This window comes from Dialister sp. (assembly GCF_036343215.1).
Classification (GTDB): domain Bacteria; phylum Bacillota; class Negativicutes; order Veillonellales; family Dialisteraceae; genus Dialister.
Genome location: NZ_JAZASU010000002.1, coordinates 84,292 through 106,470, shown reverse-complemented (window position 1 = coordinate 106,470; position 22,179 = coordinate 84,292). Strand labels below are relative to the sequence as shown.

Genomic DNA, 22,179 nt, shown 5'->3' with positions numbered 1-22,179 from the left:
TATGGATTGTATCAGACTGACAGGCATGGCCTTCTTCGGCTATCACGGCGATGAACCGGAAGAAACGAAACTGGGCCAGCGCTTTTATATCGATATGGAATTAGAACTGGATCTTTCGGAAGCGGGAGAAAGTGACAAACTGGAAGATTCGGTGAACTATGTGGCGGTTTATGAGCTGGTGAAAAGACGTGCCGAAGGGGGACCTTTCAAACTTCTTGAAAAACTGGCAGGCATCATCAATGACGATGTTCTTTCTTTATTTCCCAAAGTGAATAAGGTGACGACCACCGTCCACAAACCGGGATCACCGATTCCTGGAATCCTGGACGATGTTTCCGTCACGCTCAGCAAGGAAAGGTAAGTAGAATGGAACTCCACAGGAACGGTATCCGGAGTTCCGGCAGGCTATGATGAATAGAAAAGATTATATGATTTCCCTGGGGTCCAATATGGGGGATTCGAAAGAAATTCTCCACGCTGCCATAAAGAAACTTTCCGCGAATCCCGGGCTAAAGTTGCTGAAACTGTCTTCCTTTTACCGGACAAAGCCCTGGGGGAAAACGGATCAGCCCGATTTCCTGAATGCGGCCGCACTTGTCCGCTGGGAAGGAACGCCTGAGGAACTTCTGGCTTTCCTTCTTCTTACGGAAAAGGAAATGGGCCGGGTGAGGAAAGTTCACTGGGGGCCAAGGACACTGGACCTGGACCTGATATATAATGAATATGAAAGGCGAGATACTGAATATCTTCATCTGCCGCATCCTTTATTCTGGGCGCGGCCTTTTGTGCTGGTGCCCATGGAGGAAATCCTTCCGGAATTTACCTTCAGGGGGGAAGGAATCCATGAAAGAATCCTTTCACTGCATGGCTACGCCGAAGTGAAACGGGAATGGACAGAAGGAAAGGAGAATGAAAATGGATATTGAACAGTCCTCTCTTTCCGGCGTCAGGGAAGCCATGACAGGAACAAGGCAGGGACCTTTTGAAAATGACAGCAAAGCCGGTTCGGCGCTTTCTGAAAAAACGCTTTCCTTTTTCAGGAAGAATGGGCTCCTTGAAGGAAATAAAAATACCGAGATGATCACCGGCATTGCTGATGCCGCCAAAGCCCTTGCCGCATCAGGGGCTTTGAAATCCTGTGACCGGGCCGTCATCATTGTCCCGGAGACAAAGGATATTTTCCGCTGGGAGGAAGATCTTGCCTTCTTTGCGCCGGAACTTGACATTTATCCCTTCCCTGTGGTGGAAGAAGCCGGTTTTCAAGTTACTTTTTCCGGTTCCGAACGGCTTCGTGACCGCATGCGTTCCCTCTCGGCCCTGCTTACCGGTAAAAAGTCTGTAATCCTTGCTACTGCCGTAGAAGCCGCGCAGAAAATCATCAATCCGGATGATCTGAAAAATTCACTGATTTCCATAGAGAAAGAAAAAGAATACGAGCGGGATGATCTGGCCGGCCGCCTTGTCCGCGCGGGATATGAGCGGGTGGACCAGGTGGAGAGAAGCGGTCATTTTGCCCTTCGCGGAGATATTGTGGACGTATTTCCAATCAATGCGGCCCATCCTCTCCGTATCGAACTCTGGGGCGATGAAGTGGACAGCATCCGCTTCTTTGACGAAGATACCCAGCGCTCCATCGAGGAACTGGACCGGGCGGACATTCTTCCCCTTTCACCGGAAGGGGAAAAGAAGTCCATCCTTTTTTCCTACCTGGCTGATGGTCTTCTTATATATGATGAACCGCAGCGGTCAGAAGAAAATCTGCGGCGATACTTTCGTGAAGAAAAAGGAAACCGGGAGAAGGCCCTGGCCTGGGAAGACGTCGTTCATCTCGGGCGAAAGGGGAGAAACGGGGAAATCATTCTTTCCCTCCTGAACAGGGAACTGACAGGCTTCCCTCATCCCTCTGTCCATGTATGGCATGGCCAGACCATGACGAATTATCAGCGTCAGATTCCCGTCTTTATCGAAGATTTGAAATCTTATCTGAAAAAGGAATGGCAGGTCCTTTTCGTCATCCCCAGGCCTTCTGAAAAAGAGGAACTGAAAGGGATTCTGAAAGATAATGAAATTTCTTTCTCTGACGGTTTTGGCGACCGGCAGGTTTCCCTGGTCAATGGCGTCCTTTCCCGGGGCGTCGAACTGCCGGATGAAAAACTGGCTCTTTTCACTTCCGGGGACATTCTCGGCAGACAGAAAATCCGCCGGGCCCGCCGGGCAGGGAAGGGAAGGCAGATCCGATATTTTTCCGATTTAAATCCCGGAGACTACGTGGTCCAGGACGTTCACGGGATTGGTAAGTATCTTGGAATCCGGACCATCGAACTTTCCGGTATCCATCGGGATTACATCGCTATCCAGTATGCCGGATCGGACAAACTTTTCCTGCCGGTTGAAAAAATATCCACTCTTGAAAAATATATCGGCCCTGAAGGGGGCGTGCCTGTCTTAAGCAAGATGGGAGAAGCGCACTGGGAAAAGATACGGTCCAAAGCGAAGAAATCCATTGAAGAACTGGCTGAAAGACTGCTTGATATCTACGCCCGCCGTGAAATCACACAGGGGATTGCCTTTACGCCGGACGGACCGGAGCAGAGGGAATTTGAGGATACCTTCCCCTTTGTTGAAACCGAAGACCAGCTGACGGCCATCGAAGGAATCAAGAAAGCCATGGAACGCCCCATTCCCATGGATATGCTACTCTGCGGCGACGTGGGATTCGGGAAGACCGAAGTGGCCATGCGGGCTGTTTTCAAGTGCGTCATGAGCGGTTATCAGGCCATGGTGCTCTGTCCGACCACGGTCCTTTCGGCCCAGCATTACAAAAATTTCAAAGACCGTATGGAACAATTCGGCGTGAACCTCGCTGTCCTGAACCGGTTCACTTCCGTGAAGGAACGCAGGGAAATCCTCCGGAAACTGGAGAGCGGCGAACTGGATGTCATCATAGGCACTCATGCCGTGCTGAATAAAAAAGTAAAATGCAGAAAACTCGGCCTTCTGGTGGTGGATGAAGAGCAGCGCTTTGGCGTGGTGCAGAAAGAAAAATGGAAATCCTGGTCTTCCGGGATTGATGTGCTGACCCTGTCGGCCACCCCGATTCCCCGCACTCTTCATATGAGCCTTACCGGTGTCAGGGATATGGTGACCATTACGACACCGCCTTTGAACCGTCATGCCATCCAGACCTATGTGACCGAATATGACAGCCGCATCGTGAAGGATGCCATCCTTAGAGAAAAGGAAAGGGGAGGGCAGACCTATTTCATTTATAACCGCATCGAGACTATGCCGGCCATGTATGAACAGCTCCGGGAAATCCTTCCGGAAGACATAACCATCGGTATTGCCTATGGCCGTATGGATGGAAAAAGGCTGGAACAGGTGATGCTTGATTTCTATGAAGGCCGCTATGATGTGCTCCTCTGCACGACACTCATTGAAAACGGACTGGATCAGCCCAATGCGAATACCATGCTGGTTTATGATGCGGACAGGATGGGCCTTTCCCAGATTTACCAGATGAGGGGCCGCGTGGGCCGGTCGGAAAAAATCGCAAGGGCCTGGTTCTTCTATCGCAAGGGAAAAGTACTCTCGGAAGTGGCGGAAAAAAGGCTGGATACGATTCGTGAATTCACAGAACTTGGGAGCGGTTTCAAGGTGGCTATGAGGGATCTGGAAATCCGCGGGGCCGGTAATCTTCTGGGATCTGCCCAGCATGGAAATATTGCCAGCATCGGATTTGCAACATACTGTTCCATGCTGGAAGAGGCGGTGGAACGGCTTCGGGCCAAAAGGGAAAACAGACCCCTTCCGAGAAAACTGCCCAATACCACCATCGAATTCCGGCAGGATGCGTACCTTGACAGCTCCTATATTTCCGACGAAGAACAGAAAATGGAAATCTATCGCCGCCTGGCATCGGTGGAAGATGAAAAGTCTCTTTCCGATCTCATAGATGAGGTGGTCGACCGCTTCGGGACGCCCACGGAACCGGTGGAAAAACTGTTCAGTATTTCCAGAATCCGTGTCAAGGCAAGGCTTCTGGGCATAGGCAGTATCCTGGACAGCGGGCCGAATTTTGTCATGACCTGGGCTGACGAGGAACCTATGCGCGGATGGAATCCCATGCTTCTTCCCAAAACCTGGCTTCCTTATATCAGGATCCTTTCCGGCAGCCCTGCGAAGCTCAATATTAACAAGAGGGGGATACCGGGAGATACCATGAAATGGATTTCCACCTTTATGGACGAACTTTACCGGGAAGTCAAAAATGGGAAGGCCGCCGTGAAGCCGGTCTCCCGCTGACAGGGTTCATGAATCATTAAAAAACGGTATAAAGAAATTACAGGATAAAACTTTACAATTTCCTGTAAATCTGATATGACTATATGAGCTGTATCTCAAATCTTTGAATTTAACAGGTGAAAAATGCGTAAAAATTCATTCATTCAGGGGGCCCTGATCCTGACGGTGGCCGGAATCATCGTCAAGTTCATTGGCGCCTTCAGTCGTATTTATCTGTCACGGCTCCTGGGCGGTGAAGGGATCGGGCTCTACCAGATGGCTTATCCCATTTATCTGCTCTGCCTTTCCGTCTCTTCTGCCGGCCTTCCCGTAGCGATTTCCATTATGGTGGCTGAGCGGAATGCGGTGAATGACTATTTTGGCGGACAGAAAGTATTCCGTATATCCATGGCGGCCCTCATCCTGACGGGACTTTTCTTCAGCTGTCTCCTGTTCTTCGGAGCGGGCTGGCTTGTAGATAAGGGAATTGTCCGTGACTCCAGGGCGTACTGGTCCCTCCTGGCCCTTTCGCCGGCCGTTTTCTGTGCGACTCTTCTGGCGACACTTCGCGGTTATTTCCAGGGGCTTCAGCTCATGACTCCGACGGCTGTATCCCAGATCATTGAACAGGTTGTCCGGGTCGTGACGATGATTGCTTTTGCTATCATACTCCTGCCTTCAGGTCTGGAATTTGGCGCTGCCGGAGCAACTTTTGGCGCGGCTCCGGGCGCTTTTATGGGTATCCTGGTACTGATCGTTTTCTATTACATGACCAGGAACTGGAGAAAAGAACTGGCCGGTGAGCAGGATCCTTCCATCAAGCCCCAGAGTGCCCTTCACATCATTAAAAGACTGCTGATTCTGGCAATCCCTGTATCTCTTGCCAATATCATGCTTCCTATCGTTTCCAATATCGATCTTTTCATCGTTCCCAGAAGACTGGAAGTGGCAGGATTTGCTGTAGAAGAAGCGACCACTCTTTTCGGCTATCTTACCGGCATGGCTACAGCTCTTGTCAATATGCCCACAATCGTAACTGCCTCCCTGGCGGCCAGCCTTGTGCCGGTCATTTCTGAAGCAGTTGCCCAGCACAAAGGCGATGTGGTCATGAAGCGGACCGATACGGCCATGCGTCTGGCAAACCTCATCACCATTCCTGCCTTTGTGGGGATGTGTGTCATTGCCACCCCTATTTCTGCCATGCTCTATGCAACGCCCGATGCCGGCCCCTGTATTGCCGTCATGAGTTTTGGCGTATTCCTGCTTGGCGTACAGCAGGTCACTACCGGAGTTCTTCAGGGGATGGGGAAGACGGCCATTCCCTTCCTGAATATGGTGGCGTCGGCCTGCGTGAAAGTTTTCCTTTCCTGGAACCTGACTGCTCTTCCCAGCTGGGGCGTCATCGGGGCCGCCTGGGCGACCAATGCCGACTTCGGCGTGGCAGCCCTTCTGAATCTCATTTTCCTTTATAAATTCCGCCATTATATGATGGACATCATTCATACGGTCAAGCTTTTCATAGCAGCCGGAATCATGGGAGCCGCTGTATTGGCCGTTTATAATGGAATGGAAGGCTTTATTCACAGCAATACCCTGGCAACCCTTGTGGCCATTATGGCGGGTGGACTGGTGTACCTTATTGCCATAGTCTTGATCCGTGCAGTCAAACCGGAAGACGTACAGGGCGTACCGAAAATCGGACCCCGGCTGGCAGGACTGGTCGAAAAATTCAGCTTTAAGATTTAATGAAAATAAATCAATGGAAATAAAAAATCCTTCTCCGTCAAGGGGGAAGGATTTTTTTATGGTGAAAACAGGGAAATCAGATCAGATGAGGCGCCCCGGCAAGACATTTCTCTGTGGAAATGATGAGTTCCTCCACAATTTCTTCTACGGGCTGGATCTTTGTCAGGTGGGTGAGGGACATACCGGCCAGGACAAATCCGTTTTCCGTATCTCCATCCACGGCAGCCATTCTCGTTGTCCCTTTGGCCATTTCCATGAGCTCGGAGAGGGGAGCGCCGCTGTATTCGGCTTTCAGGTATTTTTCGGAAAAACTGTTTTTGAGACCCCGCACACTGTCTTTGGTGGTGAAACCGGTGACTGTGGAATCCGTATCCTCTGCATCGATGAGCGTCTTTTTGGCTTTAGGATGAAGACGGCATTCCTCGGCAAGCATGAACCGGGTCCCCATCTGGACTCCGGAAGCTCCCATGACAAGGGCTGCCGCAATACCCCGGCCATCCACAATTCCTCCGGCCGCAATGACTGGAATTTCTATTTCCGGGAGTACATTTTCAAGAAGCGCCATGAGCGTGATTTTTCCATCATGTCCTCCGGCTTCCATCCCTTCTACAACCAATGCGTCAGCTCCTGCATGCTGCACCCTTTTTGCCAGCTTTACACTGGGGACGACGGGAATACATTTGACTCCCGCATGATGGAAAGGCTCCAGCCAGGGCACCGGGTTGCCTGCCCCGATGGTGACGAAAGGAACTTTTTCATCACAGATGACCTGGGCCACGTCATCCTTATTCGGCATCTGCAGCATCAGGTTGACTCCGAAAGTTTTTCCCGGACCAAGGATATCTTTGGCCCGACGGATCTCTTCCAGTACCTGATCCGTGGAAAATCCTCCGGAGGCGATGACGCCCGCACAGCCCGAATGGGCCATAGCCGCAGCCAGGAGACCATCGGAAATGTAAGCCATGCCTCCCTGGATGATCGGATAATCAATGGACAATAACCGTGTAATTCCTGTTTTCCAGGCCATAATTCCCTCCCGTATAAGAATAAACAAGTAATTAAAAAACGTCTTCTTTTTCTTATTATACAGGGATGGGACCGGTTCGTTAAGGAGGAAGTTTTAACGGCCGCCTGATACTTTACCCGGCAAAAATGATTTTGAAACGTAAAAACTTTCTTCATTTGGAGAGGTATATCATATTTCCAAAAAATCATTAAACCTGCATTTCTTGATTATAAAATCTCATAAACATATCACTCAACTTTTTGTTTCCCTGTGTTCACGGCCTTTAAAAGCGCGAAAGATTTTTAATATTTTATAGTCAGAATGGAAATAGGGGCAGAATGATTTGTAAAGTCATTTTCTATATGAATATACAATTTAATAAATAGAGTATACGTATTGGGAGAAAAATTTATAGATGTTGTAGTATTAAACGAGGCGTGATATACTGTAAAAGGTAAAGCCCGGCTGGTTCTGTTTGTTTTCTGACTAATGGGAGGGATATTGGTGAAAGAAGATTCCCTGATGATGCTTCTCCTGCCTGAAATGGTAGTAGAGGCGCAGGAACGATATGAGATTCTTCGCCAGATTCATGATATGCAGCCCGTGGGAAGGCATCTTCTTGCGGTGCAGACGAAACTCTCCGAAAACACGGTAAGAAAACACATCGAAAAAATGGAAAAGGCCGGCCTTTTATATTCCCGTCATTCCGGTATTACGCTGACCTCGAAAGGGGAGTCCTTCATCGTTCCGCTGGCACCTTATTTTCAGAAGACACCGGCACTTTCAGATATGGAGGATCATCTGGCCTCTGTCCTTTCCATGGAGAGGGTGGTGGTTGTCCGCGGAAATTCTGATGAATCCGATGAGGTGAATGAGGAAATCAGCCAGGAAGCAGCCATGATTTTTCTTCGCATGATCCGCGATGGGGACGTGGCTGCGGTCAGCGGGGGAAGAATCCTTGCCGGCATTGCGGAAGCGCTGCCTTCGCTTCACCTGAACGTGGATATCGTTCCGGCGCGCGGGGGATCCGGCAGGCAGATGGAATATGTGCCTGATTTCGTGGCAGCCCGGATGGCTGAAAAGCTCGGTGGGCGCTATCATATGCTTCAGATTCCTGATGGTATCAGTCCGGAACTCTTCCTGAAAATCAGGAGTGAACTGCCCCGGGTGCGGGAGGTGGAGAAACTGGCATCGGAAGTCAAAATCCTTCTGACCGGTATCGATGTGCCCAGGGCCCCGTTCCGATGGCCCGAGCTTCCATCAGATGTAAGAATGCGGATCACGGAGGAAAAGGCGGAAGGCGAGGCTTTAGGTATTTATGCAGACATTAACGGGAAAGTGCTCTACCGGTTCTATAACGCTGGTATTTCCCGGGAAGATATATCTTCCATTCCCTGTGTACTCATTGCCGCAGGCGGCAGAAGCAGGGGAGCAGCTATTCTTGCCATGGCAAGAGCAGGTTTCAGAGGTGTTCTTATTACTGACGAAGGTGCGGGAGAAGAAATATTGCGTTTGACAGCCGCCGTGCAGTCAGAAAACAGGAGGTAAAGGAAATCATGACAAAAATCGGTATTAACGGATTCGGCAGAATTGGCAGACTTGTATTCCGTGGAATGCTTGACCGGGATGATCTGGAAGTCGTGGCAATCAACAATCCAAGCGGTGTGGAGACTGCTGAATATCTTCTGAAATATGATACGGTTCATGGCCGGCTTGGCAAGAAAGTGGAAATCGACGGCGAGGACCTGATTATTGAAGGAAAGAGAGTTCATGTATTCCATGACCGGGATCCTGAAAACCTTGACTGGAGCAAGTACGGCGTGGAAATCGTCGTTGAATCGACGGGCAAATTGAAAGATAAGGCCAGCGCCGGCAAACATATCAAAGGGACCGTTAAAAAAGTCATTATTACTGCCCCGGGCAAAGATGATGATGCCACCATCGTCATGGGCGTCAACGAAGAAATTTACGATCCGGAAAAGGATAACATTATTTCCAATGCATCCTGCACCACCAACTGCCTGGCGCCGGTTGTCAAAGTACTGCATGAAAAATTCGGTATCAAGAGAGGTCTCATGACCACGGTTCATTCCTATACCAATGACCAGGCCATTCTGGAAAAGGCTCATAAGAAGGACGCAAGAAGAGGCAGGGCTGCTGCGGAAAATATTATTCCTACCTCTACGGGTGCAGCCAAAGCCATTGGCATCGTTATTCCGGAACTGAAGGGCAAACTGAACGGCCTTGCCATCCGCGTACCAACCCCGGATGTTTCCCTGGTAGACCTCGTCGCTGAACTTGGAAAAAATGTAACGAAAGAAGAAGTCAATGCTGCTCTCAAAGAAGCATCGGAAGGAGAACTCAAAGGCATCCTTGCCTATACGGATGAACCCCTTGTTTCCAGTGATTTCAGGACCACTGACGTAAGCTCCACTGTAGACAGCCTCCTGACCATGGTCATGGATGGCAACCTGGTAAAGGTCATCGCATGGTATGACAATGAATGGGGCTATTCCATGAGAATCATTGACCTTGTTAAGTTCGTGGCTACGAAAGGACTCTGATTATGAACAAGCAGACCATTTATGATTTAAAGCCGGAAGGCAAGACCGTATATGTCCGTGTGGACTATAATGTTCCTCATGACAAGGAAGGCCATATTCTTGATGACCGCCGGATCCGTGCTACGGTTCCCACGATTCGTTACCTGCTGGACCATGGGGCAGCCATTGTTCTTGCCAGCCATATGGGCCGGCCAAAGGGAGTGGTGAATAAGGAACTGTCCCTCGCCCCTGTGGCTGTCCGTCTTTCTGAAATTCTTTCCAGGGAAGTGATTTTTGCGGATGACTGCATCGGCGAAAAAGCAGCTGCCCTGAAAAAAGGACTGGAACCGGGACAGATACTTCTTCTCGAAAATCTCCGCTTCCACAAGGAAGAAGAAAAGAACAATCCTGATTTTGTTAAAGAACTCATTGACGGCTGTGATCTGGCAGTCAATGATGCCTTCGGCGTATCTCACCGTGCCCATGCATCGGTAGTCGGCGTAGGTAAAGTCATGCCCATGGTTTCCGGACTTCTCCTGAAGAAGGAAATCGATTTCCTGGACGGGGTTATTGAACATCCGGACCGTCCATTTGCGGCTATCATCGGCGGGGCAAAAATCAGCGATAAAATCCAGGTCATTGCCAACCTGATGGAAAAAGCGGATGTCATCCTGATCGGCGGCGGCATGGCCAATACCTTTGTAGCTGCCCAGGGTTATGATATGGGCCAGTCCCTGCAGGACCGGGACCGTTTTGACCTTGCCCGCAACCTGATGAAGAAAGCCCATGATATGGGATCGGAAATCATGCTGCCTGTGGATTTCATGGCCGGCGATTCTTTCTCTGAAAATGCAAAGACAAAAGTTCTTTCGGCTGAAGAATTCGGTGATCCCTGGATGGCACTGGATATCGGACCGAAGACCATTGAGCTTTATGTGGAAACCCTGAAGAAGATGAAGACCGTTGTATGGAACGGGCCTATGGGCGTATTTGAAATGAAACCGTTCTCCAAAGGTACTTTTGCCATTGCTGAAGCCATGGCTGACCTTAAAGCGACGACTGTCATTGGCGGCGGCGAATCGGCATCGGTGGTGGACCAGCTGGGAATTGAAGATAAATTCTCTCATGTTTCCACCGGCGGCGGCGCATCCCTGGAAATGCTGGAAGGCATGGTCCTTCCGGGAGTAGCCATTCTTGCAGATAAGGAGTGATGCTTTTTGAGGCAGACCCTGATCGCAGGAAACTGGAAAATGAATCTCACCGTTTCTGAAACAGAGGAATTTTTTAAGAATTTTAAATTCCGGAAGAAGGAAAATGTGGAGCTTTTGCTCTGTCCTCCTTTTACGGATATTCCGATCACCCGTTTCTTCCTGGAACGAACATCAGTCAAATGGGGCGCCCAGGACGTATATCCATCTCCCAAAGGTGCCTTTACCGGTGAAATTTCTCCATCCATGCTGAAGGATCTTGGCTGCACCTATGTCATCTGCGGTCATTCGGAACGTCGCCAGATTCTTGGCGAAAGCGATGAATTCGTAGCGAAGAAAGTGCAGGCTGCCCTGAAGGAAGGACTGACTCCGATTCTCTGCGTGGGAGAGACACTGGAAGAAAGGGAAGCGGAAAAAACGAAGAAACGGATCGGCGAAGAAATCGGTGCCGCTTTTTCCCTGCTGAAGAAAGAAGAAATAGAAAAAATAGTGATTGCCTATGAACCCATCTGGGCTATAGGTTCCGGCAGGGCGGCCACGGCAGAGGATGCAGAGAAAATTTCTTCCTTCATCCGTCACACCGTGAAAGAAGCAGCCGGTAAAAAAGCGGCAGAATCGGTACGCATCCTTTATGGAGGCTCCGTCAATGCCGATAACATTGCCGATTTCCTGAAAGAAAAAGATATTGATGGCGGGCTCATAGGCGGCGCAAGCCTGAAACCCGAATCATTTCTTGCTATATATAAAAACGCCTGAAAAGGCAAGTCCATGACAGAATTAACAGGAGGAATAAGAGAGCATGGCAGCAATTACTGATCTTCACGCAAGAGAAATTCTGGATTCCCGCGGAAATCCTACAGTCGAAGTGGAAATGGTCCTGGAGGACGGCACTTTTGCCAGAGCAGCCGTTCCATCGGGCGCATCTACCGGTATGTTTGAAGCTACCGAACTTCGTGACGGAGATAAGAGCCGTTACAATGGCAAAGGCGTACTGAAGGCTGTCAATCATGTGAATGGCGAAATCGCTGATGCTGTTCTTGGCTGGGATGCCAGTGACCAGAGAGGCCTGGATCATATCCTGATTAATCTGGATGGAACAGAAAACAAGAGCCGTCTTGGAGCCAATGCCATTCTCGGCGTATCCCTGGCAGCAGCTCATGCATCTGCAGAATCTGCCGGCCTTCCGCTTTATCAGTATCTGGGCGGCGTGAATGCCCATAATCTGCCGGTACCCATGATGAACATCATGAACGGCGGCGCTCATGCTGATAACAATGTGGATATCCAGGAAAGCATGATTATGCCGGTAGGCGCGCCAAGCTTCCATGAAGGCCTCCGGATGTGTGCGGAAATTTATCATGCCCTGAAAGAAGTGCTGAAGGGCAAAGGACTTTCCACTGCCGTCGGTGATGAAGGCGGCTATGCGCCGGATCTCCCCTCCAATGAAGCAGCAATGGAAGTCATCTGCGAAGCTATCGAAAAAGCCGGTTATTCTGCAGGAAAAGATGTAGTCCTGGCTACTGATGTGGCAGCTTCTGAACTGCTTGGTGATGACGGATTGTACCATCTGGCCGGCGACCATACCGCAAAGACTGCGGAAGGCATGATTGAATTCTATGAAAAACTGATTGATGAATACCCGATTATTTCCATCGAAGATGGCCTTGGTGAAGAAGACTGGGATGGCTGGAAGAAGCTGACCGATGCCCTGGGCAAGAAAGTCCAGCTCGTAGGCGACGACCTTTTCGTAACCAACACGAAACGTCTTTCCAAAGGCATTCATGCCGGCGTTGCCAATTCCATCCTGATCAAGCTGAACCAGATCGGTACCCTTACCGAGACTTTTGAAGCAGTCCAGATGGCACAGCGCTGCGGTTATACCGCCGTTATTTCTCACCGCTCCGGTGAGACTGCCGACACTACGATTGCCGATGTGGCTGTAGCTCTCAATGCAGGCCAGATCAAGACCGGTGCCCCGGGACGTACGGAAAGAGTGGCCAAGTACAATCAGCTTCTCCGTATTGAAGAAGAACTGGATGCCGATGCCTTCTATGGCAGCAGTGCCCTGACTCACAGAATGAAACGGTTTGAATAATTTCTGGTTTTAAAAATTCCTCCTGAAAGGGAGGAATTTTTATTTTGGAAATATTTCTGCAGCTCTAATAACGGGATGAAAATAGACAGCCCTTCATGGTATAATGGTTGAAGTGAATTTTAAACGCATCATTTGGTTAAAGGAGCGATACCATGAGTAAAGTATATGTAATCGGTCATAAGTCCCCGGATACGGACAGCATTGCTGCCGCTATTTCCTATTCTTACCTGAAAAGACAGCTGGGAATGGATGCAGTAGCCGCAAGAGCAGGGGAACCCAATAAGGAAACCGCTTTTGCCCTGGATTATTTCAAGGTAGAAGCACCGATCCTTCTGGAAACAGTTGCCAGAAAGGATCCGGAAGATGAAAAGACAAAAGTCATCCTGGTGGATCATAATGAATCCAAGCAGTGCGTGGACGGCATCAAAGATGCAGATGTGCTGGAACTCGTTGACCATCACCGCCTGGGTGATTTCGAAACGGAATCCCCGATTTTCATCCTCGTCCGTCCGCTGGGCTGCGTGAATACCGTGATTTACGGACTTTACAAGCTGCATGGCTTAAAGCCGTCCAAAGAAGTGGCAGGAATGATGCTCTCCGCCATCATTTCCGATACCGTTCTTTTCCGCTCCCCGACCTGCACGGAAGAAGATAAAAAAGCAGTGAAAGAACTGGCTGAAATCGCCGGTGTGGATTATGAGAAATATGGCATGGACATGCTGAAGGCCGGCGCCGACATTTCCGATTATCCGCCGGAAAAACTGGCTCATAATGACACGAAGGAATTCGAAGCCGGCGGCAAAACTTTCAGCTGCGGACAGATTTCCGTCATGGATGTAGAACCGATCAATGCAAAGAAAGCAGAAATCATGAAAGCCCTGGAAGCCACTAAGGCTGAAAAGGGCTATGAAGCATCCTACCTCATGGTGACTGATATCCTCACCGAAGATACCTATCTCTGGTTTACCGAAGGAGCTGCACCGGAGGCGGAGAAAGCCTTTGGCAAAAAATCTGAAAACGGTTATGTTTACCTGCCGAAAGTCATGTCCAGAAAGAAACAGGTGGCACCGTTCCTTCTGAAGGTTTATGGCGAATAAAGAGTTTCGCCCTGAAAGCCCATACATGACCCTGTCATATATGGGTTTTTCTTTTACTGAGGAGAAATAATGACAGACTTTTTAGATACATTGAACGACCGGCAGCTGGAAGCGGTCAGGCAGGTGGAGGGACCAGTACTCATTATGGCCGGCGCCGGTTCGGGAAAGACGAAAGCCCTGACCTGCCGTATCGCCTACATGCTCCGGCAGGGTATTCGTCCCGGAGAAATCCTGGCTATTACATTTACGAATAAAGCCGCAAAGGAAATGAAGGAAAGAGTCCATGGGCTTATCGGTCCGGCAGCGGACCGGATATGGATTTCCACTTTCCATTCTTTCGGCGTCCGTTTTCTCCGCCGCGAAATCAACAATTATCCCCCTTATAATGAAAAATTTACCATCTATGACTCCGATGATTCCAAACAGCTCGTCAAGAATGTGCTGAAGGAACTGAATCTGGATGACAAGATGTTCCCGCCCAATGCAGTGCAGGGCAGTATTTCCAATGCCAAGAACAAACTCCTTTCTCCCAAAGCATTCCGGAAAGAGGTGGGAGGAAACTTCTACAATCAGCGCATTGCCGATTGTTATGATCTCTATGATAAACACATGAAGCAGAACAATGCTCTTGATTTCGATGACCTCCTTTTCGTCACAACGGCCCTTCTTGCCAATGAGACCATCCGGAAACGGTGGCAGGACCGGTTCCACTATATCCTGATTGATGAATACCAGGATACGAACCACGCCCAGTACCTGATGGCGAAATACATCACCGGAAATCTTCAGAACATTTGCGCAGTGGGTGATGCGGATCAGAGCATCTACTCCTGGCGTGGCGCGGACTTAAGAAATATTATGGATTTCAAGTCCGACTATCCCCGCGCGAAAATCATCAAACTGGAACAGAATTACCGCTCCACCCAGACCATCCTGGATGCGGCCAATGCGGTCATCGCCAATAACCCGGACCGGCCATCCAAGACACTCTGGACTTCACAGAGAGGCGGCAGCCATCTGCAATGGTATACGGCCGATGATGAACATGATGAAGCTGAATTCATCGTCAATGTCATGAAGAAAAAACATGAGGAAAACCGGGAACCTTATGGAAATATGGCTGTCCTCTACCGCATGAATGCCCAGTCCCGCGTCCTGGAAGAACTGCTTGTAAAAAGAGGAATCGCTTATACCATGGTAGGCGGGACGAAGTTCTATGACCGGGCTGAAATCCGGGACATCATGGCCTATCTCAAGGTAATCAATAATTTTAGGGATAATATCAGCCTTGCCCGTATCATCAATGTGCCTAAACGGGGGATTGGCAATACAACTGTCCAGAAACTCAATGACTATGCCAATGAAGGCGGCATGTCCATGTTTGAAGGGATCATGGCCGTGGGAGGATCTTCCATTTCCTCCGCGGCCCAGGCAAAACTGCAGAAATTTGCGGCCCTTATCTTTGATTTCCTCAATGCCTCTACCGAAGGCAATGTGTTTGACCTGATTCAGAAAATCATGACCGATACCGGTTATCTGAACCAGCTCCAGGAAAGCGATGATCCTCAGGCCCAGAGCAGGGAAGAAAATCTGGGCGAACTCCTTTCCGTGGCAAAAGATTTCGTGAACAGCCATCCCGGGGGAGGCCTTCAGGATTTTCTGGAACAGGTAGCCCTGGTGAACGACGTGGATACGTATCAGGAAACGGATGACAAAGTGACCCTCATGACCATGCACAGTGCCAAGGGACTGGAATTTCCGATCGTTTTCCTGCCGGGCATGGATGAGGGAATCTTCCCGGGGGTCCGTTCCCTGATGGATGAGTCAAAGCTGGAAGAAGAGCGCCGTCTCTGTTATGTGGCTATCACCCGGGCGAAAAAGGAACTTTACCTTTCCAATGCCCGCATGAGGACCATGTACGGACAGCTGAAACCCTACATCCCCAGCCGGTTTCTTGATGAAATACCGCCGGATCTTGTGGATCAGGCAATCGTCCGCCGGCAGGAAGTGAAGATGCAGACCGCCCGGAGATGGCAGGAGGAAAGCAGAAGCCGTTATGCCCTCTCTGATTCTGCCGTTGTCACAAAGCCTAAAAAGACAAGCGTAAAAGCCAGGTATGACTGGCAGGTGGGTGATATTGCCGTACACAATCTGTGGGGGAAAGGAAAAGTGCTGGCTGTAACAGGGAAGGACAAGAGCATGGTCCTGAAAGTGGAATTTCCCGGAAACAAGGTCAGACAGCTCATGGTTGCCTATGCACCCATTACGAAAGAAGAATAGAGGTAAGTTATGGTACCGGAAGAAATCAGGCAAAAAGTGGAGGCCCTTCGAAAGGAAATCCGCCATCACAGTTATCTGTACTATGTGAAGGACGCTCCGGAAATATCGGATTACGAATTTGATCATATGTATCGGGCACTGGTAGATCTGGAAAAGGAATATCCGGAAGTCGTGACTCCTGATTCACCTACCCAGCGGGTTGGAGGCAAGGCTTCCGATGATTTCAGCAAAGTCCGTTTCAGGAAGCCCATGCTGAGCCTCGCCAATGCATTCAGCGCCGATGAACTTCGCGATTTTGACCGCAGGGTCAGGGAAGGGCTCGGCACGGACAGGGTGGAATACATTACGGAACTCAAGATTGACGGCCTTTCCATGAATCTGATTTATGAAAACGGCAGCCTGGTCCAGGGACTGACCCGGGGCGACGGAAGAGTGGGGGAAGATGTGACGGCTAATGTGAAAACCATCCATACCATTCCCCTCTATATCGAAAATGCGCCGCCCTACATGGAAGTCCGGGGCGAAGTCTATATGCCCAGAAAAAGCTTCATCGCCCTCAATGAAGAACGGGATGAGGCAGGAATCATGCCCTTTGCCAACTGCCGCAATGCGGCAGCCGGCTCTCTCCGCCAGCTGGATCCCCACGTGACGGCAGCCAGGAATCTTGCCTTCTTTGCCTATGCCCTGGGGGATATCCAGGGACTGGAAATCCATTCCCAGGAAGAACTCCTGAAACAGCTGGAAATCTTCCATTTCCAGGTCAATCCGAACTACAGGAAATGGGATTCCATTGAAGGCGTCATTGGCGGCGTGAATGAATGGGAACTGAAACGCCACGATTTAGGCTATGATACCGATGGCATGGTCATTAAAGTCAACGATTTTGCCCAGCAGAACCGGCTTGGCGCCACGGTAAAGGATCCGAAATGGGCCATGGCTTATAAATATCCGCCGGAAGAAGCGGAAACCACAGTCGAAAGAATTATCGTTACCATGGGCCGCACCGGAGTACTGACTCCCTCTGCAGATTTGAAACCGGTTCATCTGGCCGGTACGACGGTCAAGCGGGCAACCCTTCATAATATGGATTTCATCCATGAAAAGGATATCCAGGTAGGAGACCACGTCATTATCTACAAGGCAGGGGAAATCATTCCCGAGATTTCCAAAGTGCTCATTGATAAGAGAACGGGAAAAGAAGAAATATTTGAAATGCCTGAAACCTGTCCCATCTGCGGAGATCCGGTACAGCGGATAGAAGGCGAGGCTGCCTACCGCTGTGTCAATCCGGAATGCGGTGGAGTGGTACGGGAGAAACTCATCCATTTCTCTTCCCGCGACGCCATGGATATCGAAGGCATGGGACCGTCGGTGGTAGACAGCCTGCTGGCAGCCCATCTTGTCAATGATCCCGGTGATTTCTATACATTGAAGCAGGAAGATATAGAAGGTATAGAAAGAATGGGCGAGAAGAGCGCCTCCAATCTGGTTGCCGCCATAGGTGACAGCAAAGGAAGGGGACTGGCCAAACTCCTTTTTGGCCTTGGGGTACGTTTCCTTGGCGCAAAGGGGGCAGAACTCATTGCCCACCGTTTCCATACACTGGATAGAGTGATTGCGGCAGGAGTGGATGAAATCCAGGAAACCGAAGGCATTGGCAAAGTCATTGCGGGAAGCCTCTATGATTACCTTCATGATGTGAAAAACCTGACCATCATTAATAAACTGAAAAATGCAGGAGTCCTGATGGAAGAAGTCGTTCAGGAAGCAGAAGGACGCGCCTTTGAGGGAGAAATGGTTGTGCTGACAGGAAAACTTTCTTCCATGGGAAGAAGAGAAGCCGGGGACATCATCAAACGGCAGGGCGGCGATGTCCAGTCTTCCGTAACCAATAAAACGACCCTCGTGGTAGCCGGTGAAGATGCAGGCAGCAAACTGGAAAAAGCAAGGGCCAAAGGAATTACCATTATCGATGAAGAAACATTCCTTGCCCGGGCCGGCGTTCAGGGACGTTAATCAGGAAAGATCTTAAATTTCACAGGTCATAAAAATCCCGGAACACGGCTTCCGGGATTTTTTATGGACCGAAAGAAATCAAAGGATGAATTATTTGGTTCCTGCCTTTTACGGCGCTTTATCTGGTGTGTTATAATTGATAAGGATTTTCTATTCACAAAGTAAGCATAAGGAAGTGTATCTATGAAAATTACCACCGAAGAAGCAAAAAAGATTGCGCTCCTTTCCCGCCTGGAATTCTCACCGGAAGATCTGGAAAAGATGCGTGATTCCATGAACAGCATCCTGACCTATATGGAAGAATTGAACCAGTATGATACCAGCGATGTTCCCCCGACGGTTCATGCCGTGGAACAGTACAATGTCATGCGCGAAGATGAACCGCATACATCTTTTACCAATGAAGAAGCACTGCAGAATGCGCCGGACAGTGAAGACGGCTATTTCAAAGTGCCAAAGATTATTTAAGGAGGAAGAGCAGTGAAATATACCATTCATGATCTCCATGAACAGCTGGTCAGGAAAGAAATCTCCGCTGTTGAACTGACGAAGAAAATCATTGCTCACCGGGACAGTGTGGAAGGCGAAATCCATGCCTATCTGACCACCAGTGATGAATCTGCATTAAAAACGGCTGCCCTTGTAGATGAAAAGATTGCAAGAGACGAAGAAATTTCCGATATGGCCGGCATCCCGGGGGCCATTAAGGACAATATGTGCATTAAAGGGCAGACCTGCACGGCAGCATCGAAAATGCTTGAAAAGTGGGTATCTCCCTATGATGCTACTGTCATTGAAAGACTGAAAAAAGAAGACTATGTATCCCTGGGCAAGACGAATCTGGATGAATTCGCCATGGGCTCCTCCACCGAAAGGTCTGCCTTTGGCCCTTCCCGCAACCCCTGGAATACGGAATATGTTCCCGGCGGCTCTTCCGGCGGCTCTGCGGCAGCGGTTGCAGCCAATGAAGCCATCTGGTCCCTGGGTTCCGATACCGGCGGATCGATTCGTCAGCCTGCATCCTTTAACGGTATCGTAGGCCTGAAACCAACATATGGCCTTGTTTCCCGTTATGGACTTCTGGCTTTCGCATCTTCCCTTGACCAGATCGGGCCTCTTGTCAAAGATGTGACCGATGCGGCTATCGTTTTGAATGCCATTGCGGGTCATGATGAAAGAGATTCCACTTCCATTCCTCTGGAAAAGAAGGACTATAAGAAAGCCCTTGTCCGCGATGTGAAGGGAATGAAGATCGGCGTACCAAAAGAGTTCTTCGGCAAAGGCATTAAGGAAGAAACAAAAGAAGCTATCCATAAGGCTCTCTCTTTCTACGAAAAAGAAGGGGCGGAAATCGTGGAAGTTTCCATTCCCCATATCAATAGCGGCGTGTCCGTTTACTATATCATTGCTCCTGCAGAAGCCAGCTCGAATCTGGCCCGCTATGATGGAGTCAGCTATGGATTCCGGGCGGAAGGCAAAGATATTATCGATATGTATATCAAGACAAGAAGCCAGGGCTTTGGCGAAGAAGTGAAGCGCCGTATTATGCTGGGCAACTACGTTCTCTCTGCCGGCTACTATGATGCTTACTACCTGAAAGCACTGAAGGTCCGCACCCTCCTGAAACAGGAGTTTGATGAAGCTTTCAAGAAATGCGATGTTATTGCAGCACCGTCCGCATCGGGCACCTCCTTTAAATTCGGCGCCTTCTCTGACCCGCTGTCCCTGTATATGGAAGATATCTGCACCGTTCCGGTCAACCTGATTGGCGCGCCCTCCATCAGCATTCCAGTAGGTTTCAAAGATGGAATGCCGCTGGGCATGCAGCTCATCGGAAAGACACTGGGGGAAGAAACCATCCTTCAGGCAGCCTATACATTTGAACAGGCCCATCCTGAATTGACAAAGACCGCGCCAAAAGGAGAGATTAAGGAATGAAATACGAAGCAGTCATCGGCCTTGAAGTTCATACGGAACTTCAGACAAAAACAAAAATTTTCTGCAGCTGCAAGACGTCCTTCGGCGCAGATCCGAATACCAATGTGTGCCCGGTATGCCTGGGCCTTCCGGGCGTCCTTCCTGTATTGAACAAGAAGGTACTGGAATACGCAGTACGGGCAGGCCTTGCACTGAACTGTGAAATTTCCCGGTTCAGCAAATTTGACCGTAAAAACTATTATTATCCGGATCTTCCGAAAAACTTCCAGACTTCCCAGTTCGATCTTCCTATCTGTGAACACGGATATCTGGATGTGGAGGTGAATGGGGAAAAACGGAGAATCCGCATTACCCGTGCCCATATGGAAGAAGATGCGGGCAAACTTGTTCATCATGGCACTTCCATTACCGATTCCGATTACTCTCTGGTTGACTATAACCGTACCGGTACACCGCTTCTGGAAATCGTATCTGAACCGGATATGCGTTCCGCCAAAGAAGCCGTTGCCTATATGGAAAAAATGCGTGCCATCCTTCAGTATGTCGGTATTTCCGACTGCCGTATGGAGGAAGGAAGCCTTCGCTGCGATGCCAACGTATCTGTTCGTCCGGTGGGCCAGAAAGAACTGGGCACCAAGACGGAAATCAAGAATATCAACTCCTTCAAAGGTGTTGAAAGAGCCATCGAATATGAAGCCATGAGACAGGCAGAACTTCTCGAAGAGGGAGGCAAGGTGGTCCAGGAAACCCGTACCTGGGACGAAAAAGAAGGGGTTACCAAGAGCATGCGTACCAAGGAAGAAGCCAATGACTATCGCTACTTCCCGGAACCGGACCTTGTACCTTTTACCGTCAGCGATGAATATATCGAAAACATTCGTAAGTCTCTCCCGGAACTTCCAGATGCCAGGAAAGCAAGATACATGAAGGAATTCGGCCTTTCTTCGGAAGATGCCGTATTCATGACCAATGATAAGGCCACAGCCGATTACTTTGAAGCCATGGTGTCAGCGGGCGCAGACCCCAAAGCTGCCGTCAACTGGCTCATGGGCGAATTTGCATCCCAGCTTTCTGCCGACGGTACCGAAATTGGTGAAGCGCCAGTTACTGCTGAAAATCTGGCAGGTCTTTTAAAGCTTATTGCGAAGGGAACTATTTCCGGAAAGATCGCCAAGAAAGTCTTTGCCACCATGTGGAAGGAAGGCGGTAAGGCAGAAGATATCGTCAAGGCCCAGGGGCTGGTACAGATCTCTGATACCGGCGCTCTTCAGGCTCTTGTAGACAAAGTGGTCAGCGAAAATCCGAAGGCCGTGGAAGACTTCAAGGCAGGGAAGAAAAAGGCCGTCGGTGCCCTGGTAGGCCAGATCATGAAAGCTACGAAAGGCAAAGCCAACCCGAGAGTCATCAATGAACTTTTGAACAAGAAACTCAAATCCTTATGAGCGAACCGGTCAAAGATGATGAGTATACGGAAGTTCATGAAGAACCCCGTACCATGTCAGAAGATGATGTCCGTGATTATCACGGGCTGACCCTGAATGAAAAAGGCGAAGAAGAACGAACCGGTCCTCAAGGCAATGAGGATATCCATGTGGGTAATGTCCATGTTCATGTGGTCAGTCTGGAAACCATGCCTTTATGGAAAAAGCTGCTCTTTGGCCTGATCTGTGTGGCTGTCATTGCTTTTTTTCTTGTATTTGCTATCGCAGCGGCCTGGGTTTTTGCCATTGGCGGCGCCCTGATTTTCGTGGCAGGAGTCATTCTTTATTTCTTGCGAAAATACCTTTTATAGAAAAAGCCTCTCCGGAAGGGGAGGCTTTTCTATTTACAGACTGATGAGGATAACTGTTTTAAAGAACTGAAATTACAGGGACTTATTCGTGCAGCAATCAAATGGTATTTCCGGAAAAGAAATTTTTCTGCTCACGGTTGTCCAAACTTGAAAATTTTGTCCGGAAAATATAAA

Annotated in this window: 17 protein-coding genes; 16 read left to right on the top strand and 1 reads right to left on the bottom strand. The window is 49.5% G+C overall.

Features of this window, described 5'->3' with window-relative positions; genetic code table 11:
* The first annotated feature begins 1 nt into the window (after position 1).
* The 4 genes from folB to VZT47_RS01685 all read left to right on the top strand — a co-directional run bounded on the left by folB (position 2) and on the right by VZT47_RS01685 (position 6,030).
* Positions 2–361, top strand: coding sequence for a dihydroneopterin aldolase (gene folB / locus VZT47_RS01700; protein ID WP_330223253.1), 360 nt, complete (start codon positions 2–4; stop codon positions 359–361).
* 46 nt (positions 362–407) lie between these two features.
* Entirely contained in the window at positions 408–926 is a 519-nt protein-coding gene (folK, locus tag VZT47_RS01695; protein WP_330223252.1) for a 2-amino-4-hydroxy-6-hydroxymethyldihydropteridine diphosphokinase, read from the top strand.
* Positions 916–4,305: a transcription-repair coupling factor gene (gene mfd, locus VZT47_RS01690; RefSeq protein ID WP_330223251.1), complete on the top strand. Its 3,390-nt coding sequence runs from the start codon at positions 916–918 to the stop codon at positions 4,303–4,305. The genes folK and mfd overlap by 11 nt, the downstream gene beginning before the upstream one ends.
* A 123-nt stretch (positions 4,306–4,428) precedes the next feature.
* Positions 4,429–6,030, top strand: a complete 1,602-nt coding sequence (locus tag VZT47_RS01685) for a putative polysaccharide biosynthesis protein (protein WP_330223250.1) — start codon at positions 4,429–4,431, stop codon at positions 6,028–6,030.
* Positions 6,031–6,106: 76 nt separating this feature from the next.
* Here the strand turns inward: VZT47_RS01685 and VZT47_RS01680 are convergent, their stop codons facing one another.
* On the bottom strand, positions 6,107–7,057 hold the full coding sequence (locus VZT47_RS01680) for a nitronate monooxygenase (RefSeq protein ID WP_330223249.1): 951 nt from the start codon (positions 7,055–7,057) through the stop codon (positions 6,107–6,109).
* 483 nt (positions 7,058–7,540) lie between these two features.
* Between VZT47_RS01680 and VZT47_RS01675 the strand changes: the two genes are divergently transcribed.
* From VZT47_RS01675 to VZT47_RS01620, 12 genes are all read left to right on the top strand, one after another.
* Positions 7,541–8,584, top strand: a complete 1,044-nt coding sequence (locus tag VZT47_RS01675) for a sugar-binding transcriptional regulator (protein WP_330223248.1) — start codon at positions 7,541–7,543, stop codon at positions 8,582–8,584.
* Positions 8,585–8,592: 8 nt separating this feature from the next.
* The gene (gene gap / locus VZT47_RS01670) at positions 8,593–9,600 is read left to right on the top strand and encodes a type I glyceraldehyde-3-phosphate dehydrogenase (RefSeq protein WP_330223247.1); all 1,008 of its coding nucleotides are present in this window, start codon (positions 8,593–8,595) and stop codon (positions 9,598–9,600) included.
* A gap of 2 nt (positions 9,601–9,602) precedes the next feature.
* Entirely contained in the window at positions 9,603–10,790 is a 1,188-nt protein-coding gene (locus VZT47_RS01665; protein WP_330223246.1) for a phosphoglycerate kinase, read from the top strand.
* Between the two features lie 6 nt (positions 10,791–10,796).
* Positions 10,797–11,543, top strand: coding sequence for a triose-phosphate isomerase (gene tpiA, locus VZT47_RS01660; RefSeq protein WP_330223245.1), 747 nt, complete (start codon positions 10,797–10,799; stop codon positions 11,541–11,543).
* 43 nt (positions 11,544–11,586) lie between these two features.
* On the top strand, positions 11,587–12,882 hold the full coding sequence (gene eno / locus VZT47_RS01655) for a phosphopyruvate hydratase (RefSeq protein ID WP_330223244.1): 1,296 nt from the start codon (positions 11,587–11,589) through the stop codon (positions 12,880–12,882).
* 152 nt (positions 12,883–13,034) lie between these two features.
* Entirely contained in the window at positions 13,035–13,979 is a 945-nt protein-coding gene (locus VZT47_RS01650) for a manganese-dependent inorganic pyrophosphatase (protein ID WP_330223243.1), read from the top strand.
* A gap of 69 nt (positions 13,980–14,048) precedes the next feature.
* Entirely contained in the window at positions 14,049–16,259 is a 2,211-nt protein-coding gene (gene pcrA / locus VZT47_RS01645; RefSeq protein WP_330223242.1) for a DNA helicase PcrA, read from the top strand.
* Between the two features lie 9 nt (positions 16,260–16,268).
* The gene (gene ligA / locus VZT47_RS01640; protein ID WP_330223241.1) at positions 16,269–18,275 is read left to right on the top strand and encodes an NAD-dependent DNA ligase LigA; all 2,007 of its coding nucleotides are present in this window, start codon (positions 16,269–16,271) and stop codon (positions 18,273–18,275) included.
* A 183-nt stretch (positions 18,276–18,458) separates the two neighbouring features.
* Entirely contained in the window at positions 18,459–18,743 is a 285-nt protein-coding gene (gene gatC, locus VZT47_RS01635) for an Asp-tRNA(Asn)/Glu-tRNA(Gln) amidotransferase subunit GatC (protein ID WP_296954067.1), read from the top strand.
* Between the two features lie 12 nt (positions 18,744–18,755).
* A complete protein-coding gene (gene gatA, locus VZT47_RS01630; protein ID WP_330223240.1) occupies positions 18,756–20,213 on the top strand; it encodes an Asp-tRNA(Asn)/Glu-tRNA(Gln) amidotransferase subunit GatA in 1,458 nt (485 codons plus the stop codon).
* Entirely contained in the window at positions 20,210–21,655 is a 1,446-nt protein-coding gene (gatB, locus tag VZT47_RS01625) for an Asp-tRNA(Asn)/Glu-tRNA(Gln) amidotransferase subunit GatB (protein WP_330223239.1), read from the top strand. The genes gatA and gatB overlap by 4 nt, the downstream gene beginning before the upstream one ends.
* On the top strand, positions 21,652–22,005 hold the full coding sequence (locus VZT47_RS01620; RefSeq protein ID WP_330223238.1) for a hypothetical protein: 354 nt from the start codon (positions 21,652–21,654) through the stop codon (positions 22,003–22,005). Before gatB ends, VZT47_RS01620 begins: the two co-directional genes overlap by 4 nt.
* The last annotated feature ends 174 nt before the right edge of the window (positions 22,006–22,179 follow it).